The organism is Winogradskyella eximia (genome assembly GCF_003386165.1).
GTDB classification, from domain to species: Bacteria; Bacteroidota; Bacteroidia; order Flavobacteriales; family Flavobacteriaceae; genus Winogradskyella; species Winogradskyella eximia.
This window is the reverse complement of record NZ_QRDV01000003.1, coordinates 44,124-62,781: the sequence shown is the minus strand read 5'-3', so window position 1 is coordinate 62,781 and position 18,658 is coordinate 44,124. Positions and strand designations below refer to the sequence as shown.

Sequence of the window (18,658 nt, the reverse complement as noted above, 5' to 3'; positions counted from 1 at the left end):
AGTATATAATTATGGCGTCTCATTACGAAGCACCTATTAGAAGACCTTTAGTTACTGGAGAAAAATCGTATCACGATGTTACAGTAGATGTAGCAAGACCAGTGGAAGGCAAAGCCAACAGAGCATGGTGGATTGTTTTCAGCATTGCTTTAGTAGCATTTCTTTGGGGAATAGGTTGTATTATTTATACCGTATCAACTGGTATTGGAGTTTGGGGTCTTAATAAGACCGTAAACTGGGCTTGGGATATTACTAACTTCGTTTGGTGGGTTGGTATTGGTCACGCAGGAACATTAATTTCTGCGGTACTATTATTATTCCGTCAAAAATGGAGAATGGCAATTAACCGTTCTGCGGAAGCTATGACCATTTTCTCAGTAGTACAAGCTGGTTTATTTCCAATTATCCACATGGGTCGTCCATGGTTAGCGTATTGGGTTTTACCTATTCCAAATCAATTTGGATCTTTATGGGTAAACTTTAACTCACCGTTACTTTGGGATGTATTTGCAATCTCTACGTACTTATCTGTATCATTAGTTTTCTGGTGGACAGGTTTATTACCAGATTTTGCGATGTTAAGAGATAGAGCTGTTAGACCTTTTCAAAAGAAAATTTATTCTTTAGTGAGTTTCGGTTGGTCTGGTCGTGCAAAAGACTGGCAACGTTTTGAAGAAGTATCTCTGGTACTTGCTGGTTTAGCAACACCTTTAGTACTTTCAGTACACACTATTGTATCGTTTGATTTCGCTACATCTGTAATTCCAGGTTGGCATACAACGATTTTTCCACCTTACTTTGTGGCAGGTGCTGTATTTTCTGGTTTTGCTATGGTGAACACGCTTCTTATTATTATGAGAAAAGTGTGTAATCTTGAAGATTATATTACAGTACAACATATCGAATTAATGAACATCGTAATTATGATTACAGGTTCTATAGTTGGTGTGGCATATATTACAGAGCTGTTTATAGCTTGGTATTCTGGTGTAGAATACGAACAATATGCATTCTTAAATAGAGCTACTGGACCTTATTGGTGGGCTTATTGGGCGATGATGTCTTGTAATGTGTTCTCACCACAATTTATGTGGTTCAAGAAATTGAGAACGAGTATTATGTTTTCATTCTTTATATCAATTGTAGTAAACATTGGTATGTGGTTTGAGCGATTTGTAATTATTGTGACGTCATTACATCGAGATTATTTACCATCGTCTTGGTCTATGTTCTCTCCTACATTTGTAGATATCGGAATTTTTATTGGAACAATAGGTTTCTTCTTTGTGTTATTCTTATTGTACTCTCGTACATTCCCTGTAATTGCGCAAGCAGAAGTGAAAACAATTTTAAAATCATCGGGTGAACGTTATAAGAATATTAGAGAACGCGGTGAAAGTTTAGTAGGTACAGGTGCTGATGCAAGAACATCTAATTTAGGTGCAACTGCTGTTACACCAACTAAACCAATTATAGAAAAAACACCTTCTGTTGATAATACAACAAAAGTAACTGACCTTTTAGGAACGATTGGTGCTTTTGATGCTGCTACAGAAACTGCAGATGATTTGAAGAAAGTAAACGGCATTGGTCCTAAAATGGAAGAAGTACTTAATAGTATTGGTATTTACACATTCCTACAGGTAAGTAAGATGACGAAAAAAGAATATGACTTGTTAGATTCAATTACAGGTTCTTTCCCAGGAAGAGCAGAACGTGATGATTGGTCAGGACAAGCTAAAAATTTATTAAACAACTAATATAGTCTATGGAAGCTTCGAAAGTAATTCATGCTATTTATACAGATGATGATGTATTAATGTCTGCCGTTAAAACGGTAAGAGCAGAAAAGCATCACATTGAAGAGATATATACACCTTTTCCGGTTCACGGACTAGACAAGGCAATGGGTTTAGCACCTACACGATTGGCTATTACAGCATTTATTTATGGTTGTATTGGTATTACGGTAGCTACTGTAATGATGAATTTTATAATGATTAAAGATTGGCCTCAAGATATTGGAGGTAAGCCAAGTTTTAGTTATTTAGAAAATTTACCAGCATTTGTACCTATTATGTTTGAGCTTACGGTATTTTTTGCTGCGCATTTAATGGTAATTACATTTTATTTAAGAAGTAGAATGTGGCCATTTAAGAAGGCTGAGAATCCAGATCCAAGAACTACAGATGACCACTTTTTAATGGAAATTGCGGTTCATAATAATGAAGAAGCACTAACTAACTTGTTGAAAAATACAGGAGCAGTTGAGATAAATATTGTTGATAAAGATGAAGACGCACATTAATATGAAGATAGTCACAAAATATATCGTAGTATTAGTCATATTGGTAGGATTTACTTCTTGCCAAAAGAACTCTAGACCTAACTATCAATACATGCCAAATATGTATGAATCTGTTGGTTATGAAGCCTATCAAGAATCAGATGCATTTGGTAATGGAGTTGAAGCACAATTACCAGCCGAAGGGTCTATACCAAGAGGTGATTTTATGCCTTTTGAAATAGAAAATACAAATGAAGGTTTTGCTTATGCAAAATCTAATTTAAAAAGTCCTTTAGATTCTTTACAGGTTAACTATGAAGAAGGTAAAATGTTATATGATATATATTGTGGTATTTGTCATGGAACTAAAGGAGATGGTAAAGGTAAGTTAGTACAACGTGAAAAGATTTTAGGTGTACCTGCTTATAGTGATGTTGGTCGAGCTATTACAACTGGAAGTATATACCATGTCATTTATTATGGTAAAAATACAATGGGTTCTTATGCTAACCAATTGAATGAAAATGAACGTTGGCAAGTTGTTGCTTATGTTGAGAAGCTTAAAGCAGATTTAGAAAAGTAAGATTTAGATAAAGATTATATAAATGGAATATAAAATTTCAAATCGTTTAAGAATAGGAGCTTTCGTTTTAATAGTTTTAGGACTATTAGGTGTTGGTTACGGCTTTATGGATGCAAATAGTGTCAATGAAGATAATATAACTGAATTTCTAGCAAACGAAGATCATCATGATGATGCTCACGCTGAAGAAGCTTATACTGACTCTCATGGAGAAACTGCTTTACATGTAGAAGATAATCATGGTGAAGAAGCTCATGGAACTTCTCATGCTGAGGAAGGTCATGGAATGAGTCATGAAGAGCATGTATTACATCAAATACATAATAGACCATGGTCTGCATTATATATAGCGGCTTTCTTTTTCTTTATGATTGCTTTAGGTGTATTGGCTTTTTATGCCGTACAATATGTTTCTCAAGCAGGATGGTCTCCAGTATTATTTAGAGTGATGGAAGGTATTACGTATTATGTTTTACCAGGAGGTATCATTGTATTATTGATTGCGTTTTTTGCTGATAGCCATTTATTTGTATGGTTAACAGATGGTATGACTACTGAAGGTAGTGAAAATTATGATGCATTAGTAGCAGGAAAATCAGGATGGTTAAATAAACCTGGATTTTTTATAAGAGGTTTTATTTTCTTAGCAGGTTGGTCACTATACCGTTATTTCTCAAGAAAATTTTCTTTGGCTCAAGATAATGCAAATGATAACCGTAATTTTAAAAAGAACTTTAGAATTTCAGCAGGATTCTTGGTATTCTTTATGTATACTGAATCTATGATGTCTTGGGACTGGATTATGAGTGTAGATCCACACTGGTTTAGTACATTATTTGGATGGTATTTATTAGCTGGTATGCTTGTTTGCGGTATAACTGTTATTGCAATGATTGCTATATATTTAAAGTCTAAAGGTTTATTAGAACATGTAAATGACAGTCATATTCATGATTTGGCTAAATTTATGTTTGGTTTCAGTGTATTCTGGACATACCTATGGTTTTCTCAATTTATGTTAATTTGGTATTCTAATATTCCAGAAGAAGTAACATATTTTATAACACGAATAGAGGATTATAATTTACCGTTCTTTGGTATGATAGCTATGAATTTTATATTCCCACTATTATTATTAATGAACAGTGATTTCAAACGTGTAAACTGGTTTGTAATAATGGCAGGAGTTGTAATACTTTGTGGTCATTATGTAGATATTTTCAATATGATTATGCCTGCAACTGTAGGTGATAGATGGTTTATTGGAATTCCTGAGATTGGATCAATTTTATTATTTGGTGGTATATTTTTGCTTGTAGTTTTTACAGCGCTTAGCAAACATCCATTATTGGCAAAAAGAAGTCCATTCATTGAGGAAAGTAAACATTTCCATTATTAATATAAAAAAAGAACAGAAACTATAATGACTGCTTTATTAACGATTATAATTGTACTCTTTGTTGCTGTTGCCTTATGGCAAATGGTAAAGATTTTTGATTTGGCTCAAGTGGGCACAACCACTAGTCAAGTTGCTGATGACCATGATAACAAAATCAATGGTTATTTAATGATAGGATTTTTAATTTTTATCTATGTAATAACAATTTTAAGCTTTTGGTATTTAGGTGATTTGCCATTAATGTCTAATTCTGCATCAGAACATGGTGTTGAAGTAGACAATCTTATGATTATCTCTATGGTAGTTATTTTTATAGTGCAAACACTAACTCAGTTTGTCCTTCATTATTTTGCTTACAAATACAGAGGAGAAAAGGGTAAAAAAGCATTATTCTATGCAGATAACACAACTTTAGAGTTTATCTGGACGGTAATACCAGTAATTGTTTTGGCTGGTTTAATTATTTATGGTCTCTTTACTTGGAATGATATTATGAATATCGATGAAGATGAAGATCCAATGGTAATAGAGTTATATGCGCAACAGTTTAACTGGAAAGCACGTTACAGTGGTGCTGACAATGTTTTAGGTAAAGCTAACGTTAGATTAATTGATATAGATCGTGCTAACGTATTAGGTGTTGATGAGGATGATCCTAATGCTCAGGATGATGTTATTGTAACAGAACTTCACTTACCTGTAGGACAACCAGTAGTATTTAAAATGCGTTCTCAAGATGTATTACACTCTGCTTATATGCCACATTTTAGAGCACAGATGAATTGTGTACCTGGTATGGTTACTCAATTTGGGTTTACACCAACAATTACAACGGCAGATATGCGCGAAAATGCAGACATGGTTGAGAAGGTGAAAAATATTAATACTCTGAGATTAGAACGAAAAGCTGAGATTGAAGAATCTGGGCAAGAGTTAATTTACGAGTTTGACTACTTATTACTATGTAATAAAATCTGTGGGACTTCCCACTACAATATGCAGATGAAGATTATTGTTGAAACACAAGAGGAGTTTGATGCATGGATGAAAGAGCAGAAAACCTTTCCAAATTCATTAAATTAATATAATTTTTTTTAAGAAATAGATAATTATAGATTATGTCAGCAACTATAGATACACACGGTCACGAAGAAGATCACGACGTACATCATCATAAAGAAACTTTTATTACTAAATACATATTTAGTATAGATCATAAAATGATCGCAAAGCAGTACTTAATAACAGGTACTATAATGGGAGTTATAGGTGTTTTAATGTCTATAATGTTTCGTATGCAAATCGCTTGGCCAGAGAAGCCTAATCTTTTATTTGAGGCTTTATTAGGTAAATGGGCACCAGATGGTGTTATGGACGCTGATATTTATTTGGCTTTAGTAACAATTCATGGTACAATAATGGTATTCTTTGTACTAACTGCAGGATTAAGTGGTACGTTTAGTAATCTATTAATTCCATTGCAAATTGGAGCAAGAGATATGGCTTCAGGATTCCTTAATATGGTTTCTTATTGGTTATTCTTTTTATCTAGTGTTATAATGGTTTGCTCTTTATTTGTTGAGGCTGGACCAGCAGCAGCAGGTTGGACAATTTATCCACCATTATCTGCATTGCCAATGGCATCAGGAGGTTCAGGTTTAGGTATGACCATGTGGTTGGTTTCTATGGCAATATTTATTGCATCGTCTTTATTAGGTTCGTTAAATTACATTGTCACCGTAATTAATTTACGTACTAAAGGTATGTCTATGACAAGATTGCCACTTACTATATGGGCATTCTTTGTAACAGCGGTTATTGGTGTGGTTTCATTCCCAGTATTATTGTCTGCGGCGTTATTATTAATTATGGATAGAAGTTTTGGAACATCATTCTTCTTATCAGATATATTTATTCAAGGCGAAGTATTACACTATCAAGGTGGATCACCAGTGTTATTTGAGCACTTATTTTGGTTCTTAGGTCACCCTGAAGTATATATTGTAATCTTACCTGCAATGGGATTAGTGTCTGAGATAATGGCATCAAACTCTCGTAAGCCAATCTTTGGATATCGTGCAATGATTGCTTCTATTTTAGCGATTGCATTTTTATCTACGATAGTTTGGGGTCACCATATGTTTATTTCAGGTATGAATCCATTTTTAGGATCTGTATTTACATTTACAACATTATTGATTGCAATTCCTTCTGCGGTTAAAGCCTTCAACTGGATAACGACCATTTGGAAAGGAAATCTGCAAATGAATCCGGCAATGCTATTTTCAATTGGTTTTGTGTCTACCTTTATTACAGGTGGTTTAACAGGAATTATCTTAGGTGATAGTGCTTTAGATATCAATGTTCACGATACTTATTTTGTAATTGCACACTTCCACTTAGTAATGGGTATATCTGCTCTTTACGGTATGTTTGCAGGGATTTATCATTGGTATCCTAAAATGTTTGGTCGTATGATGAATAAGAATTTAGGTTATTTACATTTCTGGATAACTGCTATTTGTGCTTATGGAGTATTTTTTCCAATGCACTTTATAGGTATGGCAGGTTTACCAAGACGTTATTATACCAATTCTAACTTTCCATTATTTGACGATTTAGCAAATGCAAATGTTATCATTACTTTATTTGCTATTGTAGGTGGTATTGCACAGATTGTATATTTATACAACTTCTTTTCTAGTATGTTCTTTGGAAAGAAAGCAGAACAAAACCCTTGGAGATCTACAACATTAGAATGGACGACTCCTGTTAAGCACATACATGGTAACTGGCCAGGTGCTATTCCTCATGTTTACCGTTGGTCTTATGACTATAGTAAACCAGGACATGATGTAGATTTTGTGCCACAAAATGTACCTTTAAAAGAAGGTGAAGAGGAATTACAACACTAAATAATATGCCTTTTAAAAAAGGGATCTCATAATAGAGACACACAATAACAAAGCCTTTCACTTATACTGAAAGGCTTTTTCATTATATTTGTTTTGACTTGTTTGTCATTCTGAATTGTATTCGGAATCTTTATAATAATCTAATAATATTCCTGCTTTTGTAGGAAGTAATATGAACGAAAATCTAAATCCAAATAACGATAATTTCACACCTGAAGAAATCGATGTTGAAAAGAAATTAAGACCTTTAACATTCCAAGATTTTACAGGTCAAGATCAGGTATTAGAAAATTTACTCGTTTTTGTTCAAGCTGCCAACTTAAGATCAGAAGCTCTAGATCATACGTTATTTCATGGACCTCCGGGTTTGGGAAAAACAACGTTAGCTCATATTTTAGCTAATGAGTTAGAAGTTGGTATTAAAGTAACATCAGGACCAGTTTTAGACAAACCAGGAGACCTAGCTGGTTTACTTACTAATCTTGATGAACGTGATGTCCTTTTTATTGATGAAATTCATCGTTTAAGTCCTATTGTAGAAGAATACTTGTATTCTGCTATGGAGGATTATAAGATTGATATAATGATTGAATCTGGTCCAAATGCTAGGACAGTTCAACTTAACTTAAATCCATTTACATTAATTGGTGCCACTACGCGTTCAGGATTGCTTACAGCTCCTATGAGAGCTCGTTTTGGAATTCAAAGTCGTTTACAATATTATAAAACCGAATTATTAACCACCATAGTGCAGCGTAGTGCGTCCATATTAAATATGCCAATTTCTATGGAAGCAGCTATAGAGATTGCGGGTAGAAGTAGAGGTACACCTCGTATTGCTAATGCTTTATTACGACGTGTTAGAGATTTTGCGCAAATAAAAGGGAACGGTAAAATTGATATTGTCATCGCCAAATTCGCATTAAAGGCACTTAATGTAGATGCCTATGGCTTGGATGAAATGGATAATAAAATCCTAACCACTATCATCGATAAGTTTAAAGGAGGACCTGTTGGTATTAGTACTATTGCAACGGCCGTTAGTGAAAGTACAGAAACCATAGAAGAGGTTTATGAACCTTTTTTAATTCAACAAGGCTTCATTATGCGGACTCCTCGTGGACGTGAGGTTACAGAACAAGCGTATAAACATTTGGGCAAAATAAAAGGACCAACCCAAGGAGGTTTGTTTTAACTTAAGCATATGAGTCTAAAACAAAATATACCCACGGTTCCTTTAAGCCGATTTATTAAACATTCATTAGAAATTCTAAAAAATCCTCTGCCATTTCATCATAAAAATTTTGAGGAGCAAGGAGATGTTTTCAAGTTAAAAATTGGATTTAAAAATAGCGTTGTTTTTATTCGTGATGCCGCATTTGCCGAATATGTTCTTCAAAAGAATCAGAAGAACTATACCAAGTCTAAGATACAAACGGAAGATTTAGTGAAGTATGTTGGTAAAGGCTTGCTTACCTCAGAAGGAGAACATTGGAAAAAACAGCGTAAACTCATTCAACCCGCTTTTCATAAAAAGCAATTAGCAAATCTTTTAGAAAGTATTAAAAATGCAATTCTTTTAGAATACGGAAAAATCACATCGAATGAAGTGATAGATATCTTTCCTATTTTAAACGATTTGGCATTTCAAACGGTGGTGAAATCCTTGTTTAGCAGTGCCGCAAATCAAGAAGATATTAATCGCCTTCAATATATTACAGAACAGGCTCAAAAAATGTTGGTAAAAGAATTACGTCAACCATATTTGGGTTGGTGGTTTAATTTGAGTGGTGAAATTGAAAAACATATCGAACTCACCAACGAAGCACGTCAAATATTAAAACGCATTGTTAACGAACGAAGGGCTTCAAACATAAAAGCAGATGATTTGTTAGATATGCTTTTAGAGGCTAGGTATGACGATGGCAATGCTATGGAAGAAGAACAGCTCATTGATGAAATCTTGATTCTATTTACAGCAGGACACGAAACCACATCAAATGCACTTACAATTACGATGCAATTATTAGCATTGCATCCAGAATGGCAAGATAAAATTTATGAAGAACGTCTGGCATTAAAAAGTGAAAGCGATGACTTAATGGATTTGGTAACAAAGTCTAAAGTTTGCCAGCAGGTTTTAGAAGAAGCTATGCGATTGTATCCTCCAGCGTATTTTATAGATCGTGTAAATAAGGCACCAGATACTTTTAATGGGATGGATTTTGAAGCCGGATCTAACTTATTATTTTCGGTATACGAAATACATCGTCACCCTAAACTATGGGACCAACCTAATGAATTTTTACCAGAGCGTTTTAATGAAGGTGGTCGTAAATTCTCATCACAATATTTTCCTTTTGGAGCTGGCCCACGAAAATGTATTGGAAATAATTTTGCGATGTTCGAAATGATCATTGCCGTTTCAGAGTTAGTTTCAAACTATAAAATGCATCCTGAGTTTAACACCATAGATATTACTCCTTTGATTACTTTAAAACCAAAGAATGCATTTTTAAAGTTTGAAAAAAGAAATTAGTGATAAACAACACTTCCAAATACAGTAAAATCATTAAAGCTGAAGCAAAACGCCTTGGTTTTTTGTCTTGTGGTATTAGTAAGGCTGAATTTCTAGAAGCAGAAGCACCACGATTAGAAACTTGGCTAAATAAGAACATGAATGGTGAAATGCGTTACATGGAAAACCATTTCGATAAACGTTTAGATCCAACCTTATTAGTTGAAGGTTCAAAAAGTGTGGTGTCTTTATTGTTGAATTATTTCCCATCAGAAACTCAAACGGACGATTCATATAAATTGTCTAAATACGCTTATGGTAATGACTACCATCATGTGATAAAAAATAAGCTAAAATCATTGTTGTATTTTATTCAAGAAGAAATAGGCGAGGTTGGTGGACGCGCCTTTGTTGATTCCGCACCAGTGCTGGATAAAGCTTGGGCAGCAAAATCGGGTTTGGGATGGATAGGAAAGCACTCTAATTTATTAACGCAACAAGTCGGTTCGTTTTATTTTATAGCCGAATTAATCATCGATTTAGAGTTAGAATACGATTACGCCACAACAGATCATTGCGGCACATGTACAAAATGTATTGACGCCTGCCCAACCGAAGCCATTACAGAACCTTATGTGGTAGATGGTAGTAAGTGTATCTCGTATTTTACTATTGAACTCAAAGAAAACATTCCAACAGAATTTAAAGGTCAATTTAACGACTGGATGTTTGGTTGCGATATCTGCCAAGACGTTTGCCCTTGGAATCGATTTTCTAAACCACATAAAGAACCCTTATTTAATCCGCATCCTGAATTGTTGGATATGTCCAAAAAGGATTGGGAAGAAATTACTGAAGATACGTTTAAAAAAGTGTTTCAGAAGTCGGCTGTTAAACGGACTAAATTTTCTGGTTTAGAGAGGAATATTGAGTTTTTAAAACCTTAATTTCTAGTTGATGCTCTTTTAATGAGTTTTGTTTCTAACTCTACGGTTTTAAATTTTATTGGTAAATTTTCCTTTCGTCTTTTAATTTCTTTATATAAAAGTTTGAAGGCTTCCTTACCCATTTCATAACCTGGTTGATCAATTGTAGTCAATGTTGGAGATATTACTGAAGACATGAACCAATTACTAAAACCAACAATCGATATATCCTCAGGAATTTTAACACCAATTCTATGAAATTCTGTTATAGCTCCAATGGCTACCAAATCTGTATTAATAAAAATGCCATCGACATCATTATGATCCTCTAATAATTTATGCGCATTTTCCTTTCCTTCTTCAAAACTCCTTTCGCCACATTCGCAAATATAAACTAGAGAAGGATCATACGGGATATTGTTATCTGATAATGCTTTTTTATAACCCAGAAACCTATCTATTGAATTTTGAGGCAATAGAGGTCCTCTAAAATGTGCTATGCGTTTACAGCCAGAATCAATTAAATATTTAGTTGCCGTGTACGCAGCCATCCTATCATTAATTATAACTTTTGAGCAATTTACTATTTTGGCAATTTTATCAAACATTACAAGAGGTACTTCTTGGGATATTAAATCATCAAGATGTTTAAAATTAGCCGTACCATTAGCTAGGGACATAAGAATGCCGTCTACTCTCTTACTTAACAATAAATCTAACTGCTTTTTTTCCATTTCGTAAGATTCACTTGACTGCAGAATAATAACCAAATATCCTTTTTTTTCAGCCCTAGCAATGATTCCTTTTATAACACTTGAAAAAAAATGATGTACGACTTCCGGAATTATAAGACCGATAGTTTTTGATTCCTTAGTTCTGAGATTAACAGCAAATGCATTGGGCTTGTAATTCAGAAGTTCCGCTGTTTCTTTAACTAATAGTTTCGTTTTCTTACTTACATCTGGATAATCTTTTAAAGCTTTAGAAACGGTTGCGATAGAAATATCAAGAGTTTCGGCTATTTGTTTTAATGTTACAGGATTCATTTTGTTTAATTTAAGATGCTAAAAATATGAAGAAAGTTTGAAATCGAAAACGTTTTCGTTAAATCGAAAACGTTTTCGATATGAATTTTTCATTTTTTTAGCATCTTAAATGTAAATTCGATAAATAATCAACGATAATAATACTAATTAAACAACAACAAAAAATGAAATCAATTAAAAACAAGTGGAGTTTACTTTTACTTTTTACCATGATTACTGTCATGGTATCTGCACAAAGTAGTGTCTCTGGTAGTGTAAAGGATACAGAAGGTATGCCTTTATTAGGTGTTAATGTAATTATAGAAGGTACAACTAAAGGTGCTGTTTCTGATTTTGATGGTAATTATGTAATTACAAATATTGAAAACGGAACTTATACTTTAGTAGCTTCGTATCTCGGTTTTGCAACATTTAAAAAAGAAGTCACTATAGATGGTGCTGATGTTACTGTAGATGTTATAATGGCAGAAGATTCTGAATCTTTAGATCAAGTGGTAATAACAGGAGTTGTAAACCCTAAATCTAAATTAGAATCAAGTGTATCTGTCTCTACAATGGATGCTAAACTTATAGAGCAAGCAGCACCAAGAAGTGCAGGTGAGCTTTTTAGAAATATTCCAGGTATACGTGCAGAATCTTCGGGTGGTGAAGGAAACGCTAACTTTAATGTTCGTGGAGTTCCAGTTTCTTCTGGAGGGTCAAGATATTTTCAAATTCAAGAAGATGGCTTGCCATTAAATTTATTTGGTGATACGTCTTTTGGAAATTCTGATAACTTTTTAAGAATTGACTCTAACATTGGTAGAGTTGAAGCTATAAGAGGTGGTTCAGCATCTACACAAACATCTAATGGTCCAGCAGGTATCATTAATATGATTAGTAAAACAGGTACTACTGAAGGCGGTTCAATAGCGACTACATTTGGTTTAGATTATCAAACTAGTAGATTAGATTTTGAATACGGAATGCCATTAGGTAATGGACTTTCTTATCATCTAGGTGGTTTTATGAGAAATGGTGAAGGGCCAAGAGAAATTGGATACCAAGGAAACAAAGGTGGTCAGTTTAAAGCAAATATTACAAAAAGATTTGACAGTGGTTATGTGCGTGTTTATGCGAAATTTTTAAATGACAAGTCAGTAATGTATTTACCAATGCCAATGTTATTAGAAGGTGGTAATGATGATCCTACTTTTTCTAATCTTCCAGGATTTGATATTACTTCAGATTCTGCACATTCAGCATATTTGCAACAAAGCGCTGGTACATCTCCTTTTACTGGGGAAAATCACACGAATGATGTTAGAAATGGTAATAACCCAATCTCAAAATCTTTAGGAGCTGAATTTTCATTTGGTTTACCTAACGATTGGAAATTATCAGGAAAAGCAAGATACTCTAGCAATAGCGGACAATGGGTTGCCCCATTTACTGCTGCTGTTGGTACAGTTGCTGAAATTGAAGCAATGGCAAGAGATGCTGCAGGAGCTGGTGCTGAACCATTAGTTTATGCAGATGGTGCTAGAGAAGCTTTTAATCCTTCAAATGATTTGGCTCAAATTATTCATATGTTTGATGTAACAGTAGAAGATTTAAGTAATTTTTTTAGTGATGTAAAAGTGTCTAAAAAGCTTGGTGATAACGTTGGTGTTACTGCTGGTTTATTTACGGCCACTCAAAACACTAAAATTGGATGGCAATGGAGCTCTTTTCTTTCTGAGGTTAAGGGAGGCGGAGAAGCTAGACTAGCTGATTTTGATGGTTTTTCAAGAAACGGCCAATTTTCTTACGGTACTCCGGTTTGGGGTAACTGTTGTCAACGTAAATACAATACAGTACATACAGTAAACTCTCCTTACGTTGGTGTTGATGCTGATATTACTGATAAATTAAATTTTGATGGAAGTGTACGTTTTGAGAACGTTAAAGTAAATGGTAACATAGCAGCTGGACCAACAAGCCAAGACGAGTATGATTATAATGGGGATGGTATAATACAAGGTATTGAGCAAGTTGTACCAATTATATCAGGTGCAGACGGTCAAATTATTAATGATGATTATAATTTTGTTTCATATTCTGCGGGTTTAAATTATAAAATTAATGATGGTTCGGCCGTATTTGCAAGATATAGTTCAGGTGCGTCAGGTAGAGCAGCAGATCGAAACAGTTATGGTACAGATGGTAAAGCAGACGTTCAATTTGATGAATTGTCACAATTTGAAGCAGGTTATAAGAAAAGACTTAAAAATGGAGTACTTAATCTAACAGGTTTTATGAGTAAAACAGAAGAAGGATTAAGTAATGAATTAAATAGAGAAGTAGGTAATCCATTTAAAGCCATAGGTATTGAAGCAGAAACAGCTTTAGCTTTTGGTAATAATTTTTCTGTCAATGGTTCTTTAACTTGGACTAAAGCTGAAATTGATGGTGGAGATAACAAAGGCAATACTCCAAGAAGACAGGCAGACTTTGTTTATAATTTAGCACCGTCATATAATTTTGGTAATAATAGTAAGCACTCTGTAGGTTTAAGTGTATTAGGTACCTCAAAGTCTTACGCTCAAGATGATAATGATTTAGTTATGCCAGGATATGCATATTTTAATTTAATCGGTAGAGCTGGTTTAACAGAAGGTTTATCTTTAGTGTTAAGTGTAAACAACTTATTTGATACCGTTGGTATTACAGAGGTTGAAGGAAATGGGGATGGTGCATACGGTAATAATCGTTTAGTAAGAGCGAGGTCAATTAGTGGTCGTTCTTCTACATTGTCTCTTCAATATAAATTTTAATTAAGTATTAATATTTGAGTAAGTTAATTTTTAAGATTGATTGATTGGTAAAAGAGTTGGTGTTGATATTTTATCACTGACTCTTTTTTTCTTAAAACGGTTCATTTTGAAATTAAGTAAATAATACATTTAAATAAAGTAAGGCTAATGTTAAAGAAAAAACCACGTTTAAGTTTCTGGCAAATTTTTAATATGAATGTAGGATTCCTTGGAATTCAGTTCAGTTTTGGTTTGCAACAAACAGCAGTTAATCCTATTTTTTCTTTTTTAGGAGCACTGCCAGAAGATTTGCCTTTATTAAACTTAGCAGGACCTGTAACAGGTTTAATTGTACAACCTATAATTGGTGCAATTTCAGATAAGACATGGTCGCCACGTTGGGGAAGAAGAAAACCCTTTTTCTTAATAGGTGCGCTTATAGGTAGTTTGTGTTTGTTTGCTTTTCCTTATAGTCCAACATTATGGTTTGCAGTTGGTTTATTATGGATTTTAGATGTTGGTAATAATATGGCAATGGAGCCTTATAGAGCTTTTGTTGGAGATAAATTACCAACTAAGCAATTAAGTTTTGGATATCAGATGCAAAGTTTATTTGTTGGTGCTGGTATCGTTTTAGCCAATGCTTCTATTTTTCTTTTTCAAGATTGGTTTGGAGGACAAGAAATTGTTGATGAAACGGTAAAATCTATTCCTAATTGGTTATACTATTCATTTTTTATAGGTGCAATTTTATCCGTGATTACCATACTTTGGTCAGTTTTAAAAACACCAGAAATTCCTCCACAAGCTGAAGAGTTAGAAGAAATTAAAAAACACAAAGCCTTACCTTTTTTACAACGTGTACAAACTCCTTTCATAGAAATATGGGAAGCTATTAAGGATATGCCAAAATTTATGTGGAAGCTGGCAGGTGTTTATTTATTTCAATGGTATGCGCTTTTTATATATTGGCAATTTATTTCGCCAATGTTTGAGGAAAGTATTGGTTTTAATAAATCACAAGCATTGAGTCAGGCGGCTAAAATGAATACAACTTATAATATTTCCACTATAGTTTTTGCATTAGCATTAGTGCCTTTAGCTTTAAAATGGGGTGGAAAAAAAGTGTATGTCTTAAGTCTGTTCTTAACAGGAATAGCGATGTTATCAATTCCGTATATAAAAGATCCAATGTTAGTGCTAATACCAATGATTTTATTTGGGATTGGTTGGGCGGCAATGATGGGAATTCCATATACTATGGTTTCTAAAATTGTACCTCAAGAGAGACGAGGTGTTTATATGGGGATTTTAAATATGATGATAGTAATTCCAATGGGAATACAAACTGTAACATTTGGACCTATAGTAAAGAATCTTTTAAATAATAGTGCTGTAAATGCGATATTATTTGGAGGAGTATTTTTTCTTATTGCGGGAGTATTAGCAATTCGCCTTAAGCAGCCAAAAGATTATGTACAAGAAAATCTTATTGATAATTAAGAATTAAATTTATTGTGAAAAATAGTATTAAAAATATAGATATCTTGTGTGTTGGAGAGGTATTGATTGATTTTATCGGGCATCAAAAAGATGTTCTTATTAACAACACAAGAGATTATCACAGGTATTTAGGAGGTTCACCCACAAATGTGGCCATGAATTCGGCAAGGTTGGGGTTAAATTCTAGAATGGTAGCCAGTATTGGTGATGATGGCTTTGGTGAATACGTTTTTGAACGATTAAATGAAGTTGGTGTTAATACAGAATCGATTTTTAAAATTGATAAAACGCCAACTAGTGTCATATTTGTATCGAGAACTCAAAGTACGCCAGATTTTATACCTTATCGAGAAGCGGATTATCGTATCTCAGAAAGCCAAATTCCAACAGAATTATTATCGGTAACAAATATTTTTCACACTACTTGTTTTGCACTGAGTAAAAATCCAGCGCAAACAACTATTTTAAAAAAGGCAGAAGAAGCCTTTAATTTAGGTTGCCAATTAAGTATAGACATTAATTATGCAGATGAACTTTGGGAAAATAAAGAAGAAGCGCTAAGTATAATTAAAGCTTATTGTAAATTTAATCCTTTAATTAAAATTAGCGAAGATGATATGTTACGACTTTTTGGGAGAACATTGCCTCATAGCGAAATCTTTGATTTTTTTCATAATGAAGGTGTTGATACAATATGTTTAACATTAGGAAGCAAAGGGGTTAAACTTGCCGAAAAAGAAAAAGAAACTATTCAGATGCCAGCAATTAAAGTTGAAAATGTTATGGATGCAACTGGAGCTGGTGATGCATTTTGGTCAGGATTTTTGTTTGCTTATATAAAAGAAAAACCAACAAAAGAATGTTTAGAAGTCGCTTTACAATTAGCAGCTTTAAAACTTCAAAATGTAGGAAGATTGCCTGACAATATCGATATTTTATCTAAACTATTATAGTAAGAGACTGCCATGCATAAAAAAGATAACCGTGAGATTTTTAATGGTGTAATGCTTAATGCTTATCCAGATAGTATAGGACAAAAATTAAGTGATACTATTAAAATGCTTAAAATGCCAGAGTTTAAAGATGCCTTTTCTTTATTCTATGTGTTACCTACATTTTTTAATAGTGATTTAGATCGAGGATTTTCTGTTATTGATTATAACCTCAACAAAGAACTTGTTTCAGAAGAAGATTTAGAAGCATTAGAAGCTCTCAATATCTTATTGAAATTTGATATTGTTCTAAACCACTTATCAGTCGCTTCACCACAATTTAAGGATTTATTAGAGCATGGTAACGATTCTAAATACAAAGATTTTTTTATTAACTGGAATACCTTTTGGGAAGGTCATGGTGTAAAAAATAAGGATGGAATTGTAATTCCTCATAAAGAATTTCTTGATAAATTATTTATGAGAAAATCGGGTTTACCTATATTAAAAGTCCCATTTCCAGATGGTTCAAAACAGCCATATTGGAATACGTTCTATCAGCAAATTACTTATAATAAAATATCTATAGCTGATTTAGAGAACATCAAAGAATTTAATAATGTCAACAAAGTAGTAATAGTAGAAAAAGTCAATAAGGCTATAGATGAAAATCTAAAGATAAACACCATTGACTTTGGAGAAAACAATCATTTGAAATCCGAAATATCAAAAGTTGTAGATAGAAATTGCACCTATTTAGGGCAGATGGATGTTAATGCAAATTCTGAATTGGTTTGGGATTTTTATGAAGAAACCCTAGCTAAAGTAAAAAGCTTTGGGTGTAAAATTCTAAGACTAGATGCTTTTGCTTATTTACATAAAGAAATTGGGGAATCTAATTTTTTTAATAAACCAGGAACATGGAATCATTTAGAACGTATTAACCAAATAGCGCAGAAAAATGATCTTATACTTTTACCAGAAATACACGCAGAATACGGATTAAACTTGCATGATGAGGTTGCGAAAAAGGGATATCAAATTTACGATTTTTTCTTGCCAGGATTAGTAATTCATACCTTAGAGAAAGGTACAAATAAAGCCATTTTAAAATGGGCTAAAGAAATCATCGATAAAGGTTACAAAACCGTTAATATGTTAGGTTGCCATGACGGCATTCCTGTTTTAGATTTAAAAGGAAAAGAAGTTAATGGTAAATATAATAAAGGATTACTTGAGGATGATGAGATTGAGGACGTTATGAATATTGTTTTAGAGCGAGGTGGGCGTGTAAAAAACCTTTACGATCCGTCTGGAAATAAAATCTCGTATTATCAAGTTAATGCAACGTTTTTTAGTGCTTTAGGTGAGGATGATCAAAAATTATTGTTGGCAAGAGCAATTCAATTATTTATGCCTGGTATTCCACAGATATGGTATCTCGATATTTTTGCTGGAAAAAACAATTATAAAGCTGCGGACGAAGGCGGTACAGGTGGTCATAAAGAAATAAATAGAACAACATTATCACCAAAAGATATTGAAGACGGACTTAAAACAGATATTGTTAAAAATCAACTTAAACTCATTAGGTTAAGAAATACTTCTAAAGCATTTTCAGGAATTGTAAAAATTAATAACTCATTAGATAATGAAATAGATATCAAATGGTCTAATTATGGAGATTTTGCTCAATTACAAGGGGATCTTAAAACTTATAAGTTTACTATAACATATAATGAAGGAAATGAGAATAGAGTTATGAGTTTTTAATT

The 18,658-nt window shown here is 33.4% G+C and carries 14 protein-coding genes; 13 read left to right on the top strand and 1 reads right to left on the bottom strand.

Going from position 1 to position 18,658, the window contains the following annotated elements:
* The first annotated feature begins 11 nt into the window (after positions 1–11).
* From nrfD to queG, 9 genes are all read left to right on the top strand, one after another.
* Positions 12–1,760: an NrfD/PsrC family molybdoenzyme membrane anchor subunit gene (gene nrfD, locus DFQ10_RS08435; RefSeq protein WP_115816980.1), complete on the top strand. Its 1,749-nt coding sequence runs from the start codon at positions 12–14 to the stop codon at positions 1,758–1,760.
* Positions 1,761–1,768: 8 nt separating this feature from the next.
* The gene (locus DFQ10_RS08430) at positions 1,769–2,308 is read left to right on the top strand and encodes a DUF3341 domain-containing protein (protein ID WP_115816979.1); all 540 of its coding nucleotides are present in this window, start codon (positions 1,769–1,771) and stop codon (positions 2,306–2,308) included.
* A gap of 1 nt (position 2,309) precedes the next feature.
* Positions 2,310–2,870, top strand: a complete 561-nt coding sequence (locus DFQ10_RS08425; RefSeq protein ID WP_115816978.1) for a c-type cytochrome — start codon at positions 2,310–2,312, stop codon at positions 2,868–2,870.
* Between the two features lie 22 nt (positions 2,871–2,892).
* Positions 2,893–4,269, top strand: a complete 1,377-nt coding sequence (locus tag DFQ10_RS08420) for a quinol:cytochrome C oxidoreductase (RefSeq protein WP_115816977.1) — start codon at positions 2,893–2,895, stop codon at positions 4,267–4,269.
* A gap of 24 nt (positions 4,270–4,293) precedes the next feature.
* Positions 4,294–5,352, top strand: a complete 1,059-nt coding sequence (locus DFQ10_RS08415) for a cytochrome c oxidase subunit II (protein WP_115816976.1) — start codon at positions 4,294–4,296, stop codon at positions 5,350–5,352.
* A gap of 35 nt (positions 5,353–5,387) precedes the next feature.
* On the top strand, positions 5,388–7,184 hold the full coding sequence (locus DFQ10_RS08410; protein ID WP_115816975.1) for a cytochrome c oxidase subunit I: 1,797 nt from the start codon (positions 5,388–5,390) through the stop codon (positions 7,182–7,184).
* 172 nt (positions 7,185–7,356) lie between these two features.
* Entirely contained in the window at positions 7,357–8,379 is a 1,023-nt protein-coding gene (ruvB, locus tag DFQ10_RS08405) for a Holliday junction branch migration DNA helicase RuvB (protein ID WP_115816974.1), read from the top strand.
* Between the two features lie 9 nt (positions 8,380–8,388).
* Positions 8,389–9,723 carry a cytochrome P450 gene (locus tag DFQ10_RS08400; RefSeq protein WP_115816973.1) on the top strand — a complete coding sequence of 445 codons (1,335 nt, stop codon included), beginning with the start codon at positions 8,389–8,391 and terminating at the stop codon, positions 9,721–9,723.
* Positions 9,723–10,649 carry a tRNA epoxyqueuosine(34) reductase QueG gene (queG, locus tag DFQ10_RS08395; protein WP_115816972.1) on the top strand — a complete coding sequence of 309 codons (927 nt, stop codon included), beginning with the start codon at positions 9,723–9,725 and terminating at the stop codon, positions 10,647–10,649. Before DFQ10_RS08400 ends, queG begins: the two co-directional genes overlap by 1 nt.
* Here queG and DFQ10_RS08390 read toward each other — a convergent pair.
* Positions 10,646–11,674 (bottom strand): LacI family DNA-binding transcriptional regulator, encoded by a 1,029-nt coding sequence (locus DFQ10_RS08390; RefSeq protein WP_115816971.1) that lies wholly within the window; start codon positions 11,672–11,674, stop codon positions 10,646–10,648. The genes queG and DFQ10_RS08390 overlap by 4 nt on opposite strands.
* Before the next feature lie 164 nt (positions 11,675–11,838).
* Between DFQ10_RS08390 and DFQ10_RS08385 the strand changes: the two genes are divergently transcribed.
* The 4 genes from DFQ10_RS08385 to DFQ10_RS08370 all read left to right on the top strand — a co-directional run bounded on the left by DFQ10_RS08385 (position 11,839) and on the right by DFQ10_RS08370 (position 18,656).
* Positions 11,839–14,469 carry a TonB-dependent receptor gene (locus DFQ10_RS08385; RefSeq protein ID WP_115816970.1) on the top strand — a complete coding sequence of 877 codons (2,631 nt, stop codon included), beginning with the start codon at positions 11,839–11,841 and terminating at the stop codon, positions 14,467–14,469.
* 147 nt (positions 14,470–14,616) lie between these two features.
* Positions 14,617–15,951 (top strand): MFS transporter, encoded by a 1,335-nt coding sequence (locus DFQ10_RS08380; RefSeq protein WP_115816969.1) that lies wholly within the window; start codon positions 14,617–14,619, stop codon positions 15,949–15,951.
* 14 nt (positions 15,952–15,965) lie between these two features.
* Complete coding sequence (locus DFQ10_RS08375; protein ID WP_245940658.1) at positions 15,966–16,904, top strand: carbohydrate kinase family protein; 939 nt, start codon at positions 15,966–15,968, stop codon at positions 16,902–16,904.
* A gap of 12 nt (positions 16,905–16,916) precedes the next feature.
* Positions 16,917–18,656 (top strand): alpha-amylase family protein, encoded by a 1,740-nt coding sequence (locus tag DFQ10_RS08370; protein WP_115816968.1) that lies wholly within the window; start codon positions 16,917–16,919, stop codon positions 18,654–18,656.
* Positions 18,657–18,658 lie beyond the last annotated feature (2 nt).

What these genes read in the sequence shown, in the direction of transcription:
- nrfD (WP_115816980.1), top strand. Translation starts at nt 12, where the DNA reads ATGGCGTCTCATTACGAAGCACCTATTAGAAGACCTTTAGTTACTGGA.
- DFQ10_RS08430 (WP_115816979.1), top strand. Translation starts at nt 1,769, where the DNA reads ATGGAAGCTTCGAAAGTAATTCATGCTATTTATACAGATGATGATGTA.
- DFQ10_RS08425 (WP_115816978.1), top strand. Translation starts at nt 2,310, where the DNA reads ATGAAGATAGTCACAAAATATATCGTAGTATTAGTCATATTGGTAGGA.
- DFQ10_RS08420 (WP_115816977.1), top strand. Translation starts at nt 2,893, where the DNA reads ATGGAATATAAAATTTCAAATCGTTTAAGAATAGGAGCTTTCGTTTTA.
- DFQ10_RS08415 (WP_115816976.1), top strand. Translation starts at nt 4,294, where the DNA reads ATGACTGCTTTATTAACGATTATAATTGTACTCTTTGTTGCTGTTGCC.
- DFQ10_RS08410 (WP_115816975.1), top strand. Translation starts at nt 5,388, where the DNA reads ATGTCAGCAACTATAGATACACACGGTCACGAAGAAGATCACGACGTA.
- ruvB (WP_115816974.1), top strand. Translation starts at nt 7,357, where the DNA reads ATGAACGAAAATCTAAATCCAAATAACGATAATTTCACACCTGAAGAA.
- DFQ10_RS08400 (WP_115816973.1), top strand. Translation starts at nt 8,389, where the DNA reads ATGAGTCTAAAACAAAATATACCCACGGTTCCTTTAAGCCGATTTATT.
- DFQ10_RS08390 (WP_115816971.1), bottom strand. Translation starts at nt 11,674, where the DNA reads ATGAATCCTGTAACATTAAAACAAATAGCCGAAACTCTTGATATTTCT.
- DFQ10_RS08385 (WP_115816970.1), top strand. Translation starts at nt 11,839, where the DNA reads ATGAAATCAATTAAAAACAAGTGGAGTTTACTTTTACTTTTTACCATG.
- DFQ10_RS08380 (WP_115816969.1), top strand. Translation starts at nt 14,617, where the DNA reads ATGTTAAAGAAAAAACCACGTTTAAGTTTCTGGCAAATTTTTAATATG.
- DFQ10_RS08370 (WP_115816968.1), top strand. Translation starts at nt 16,917, where the DNA reads ATGCATAAAAAAGATAACCGTGAGATTTTTAATGGTGTAATGCTTAAT.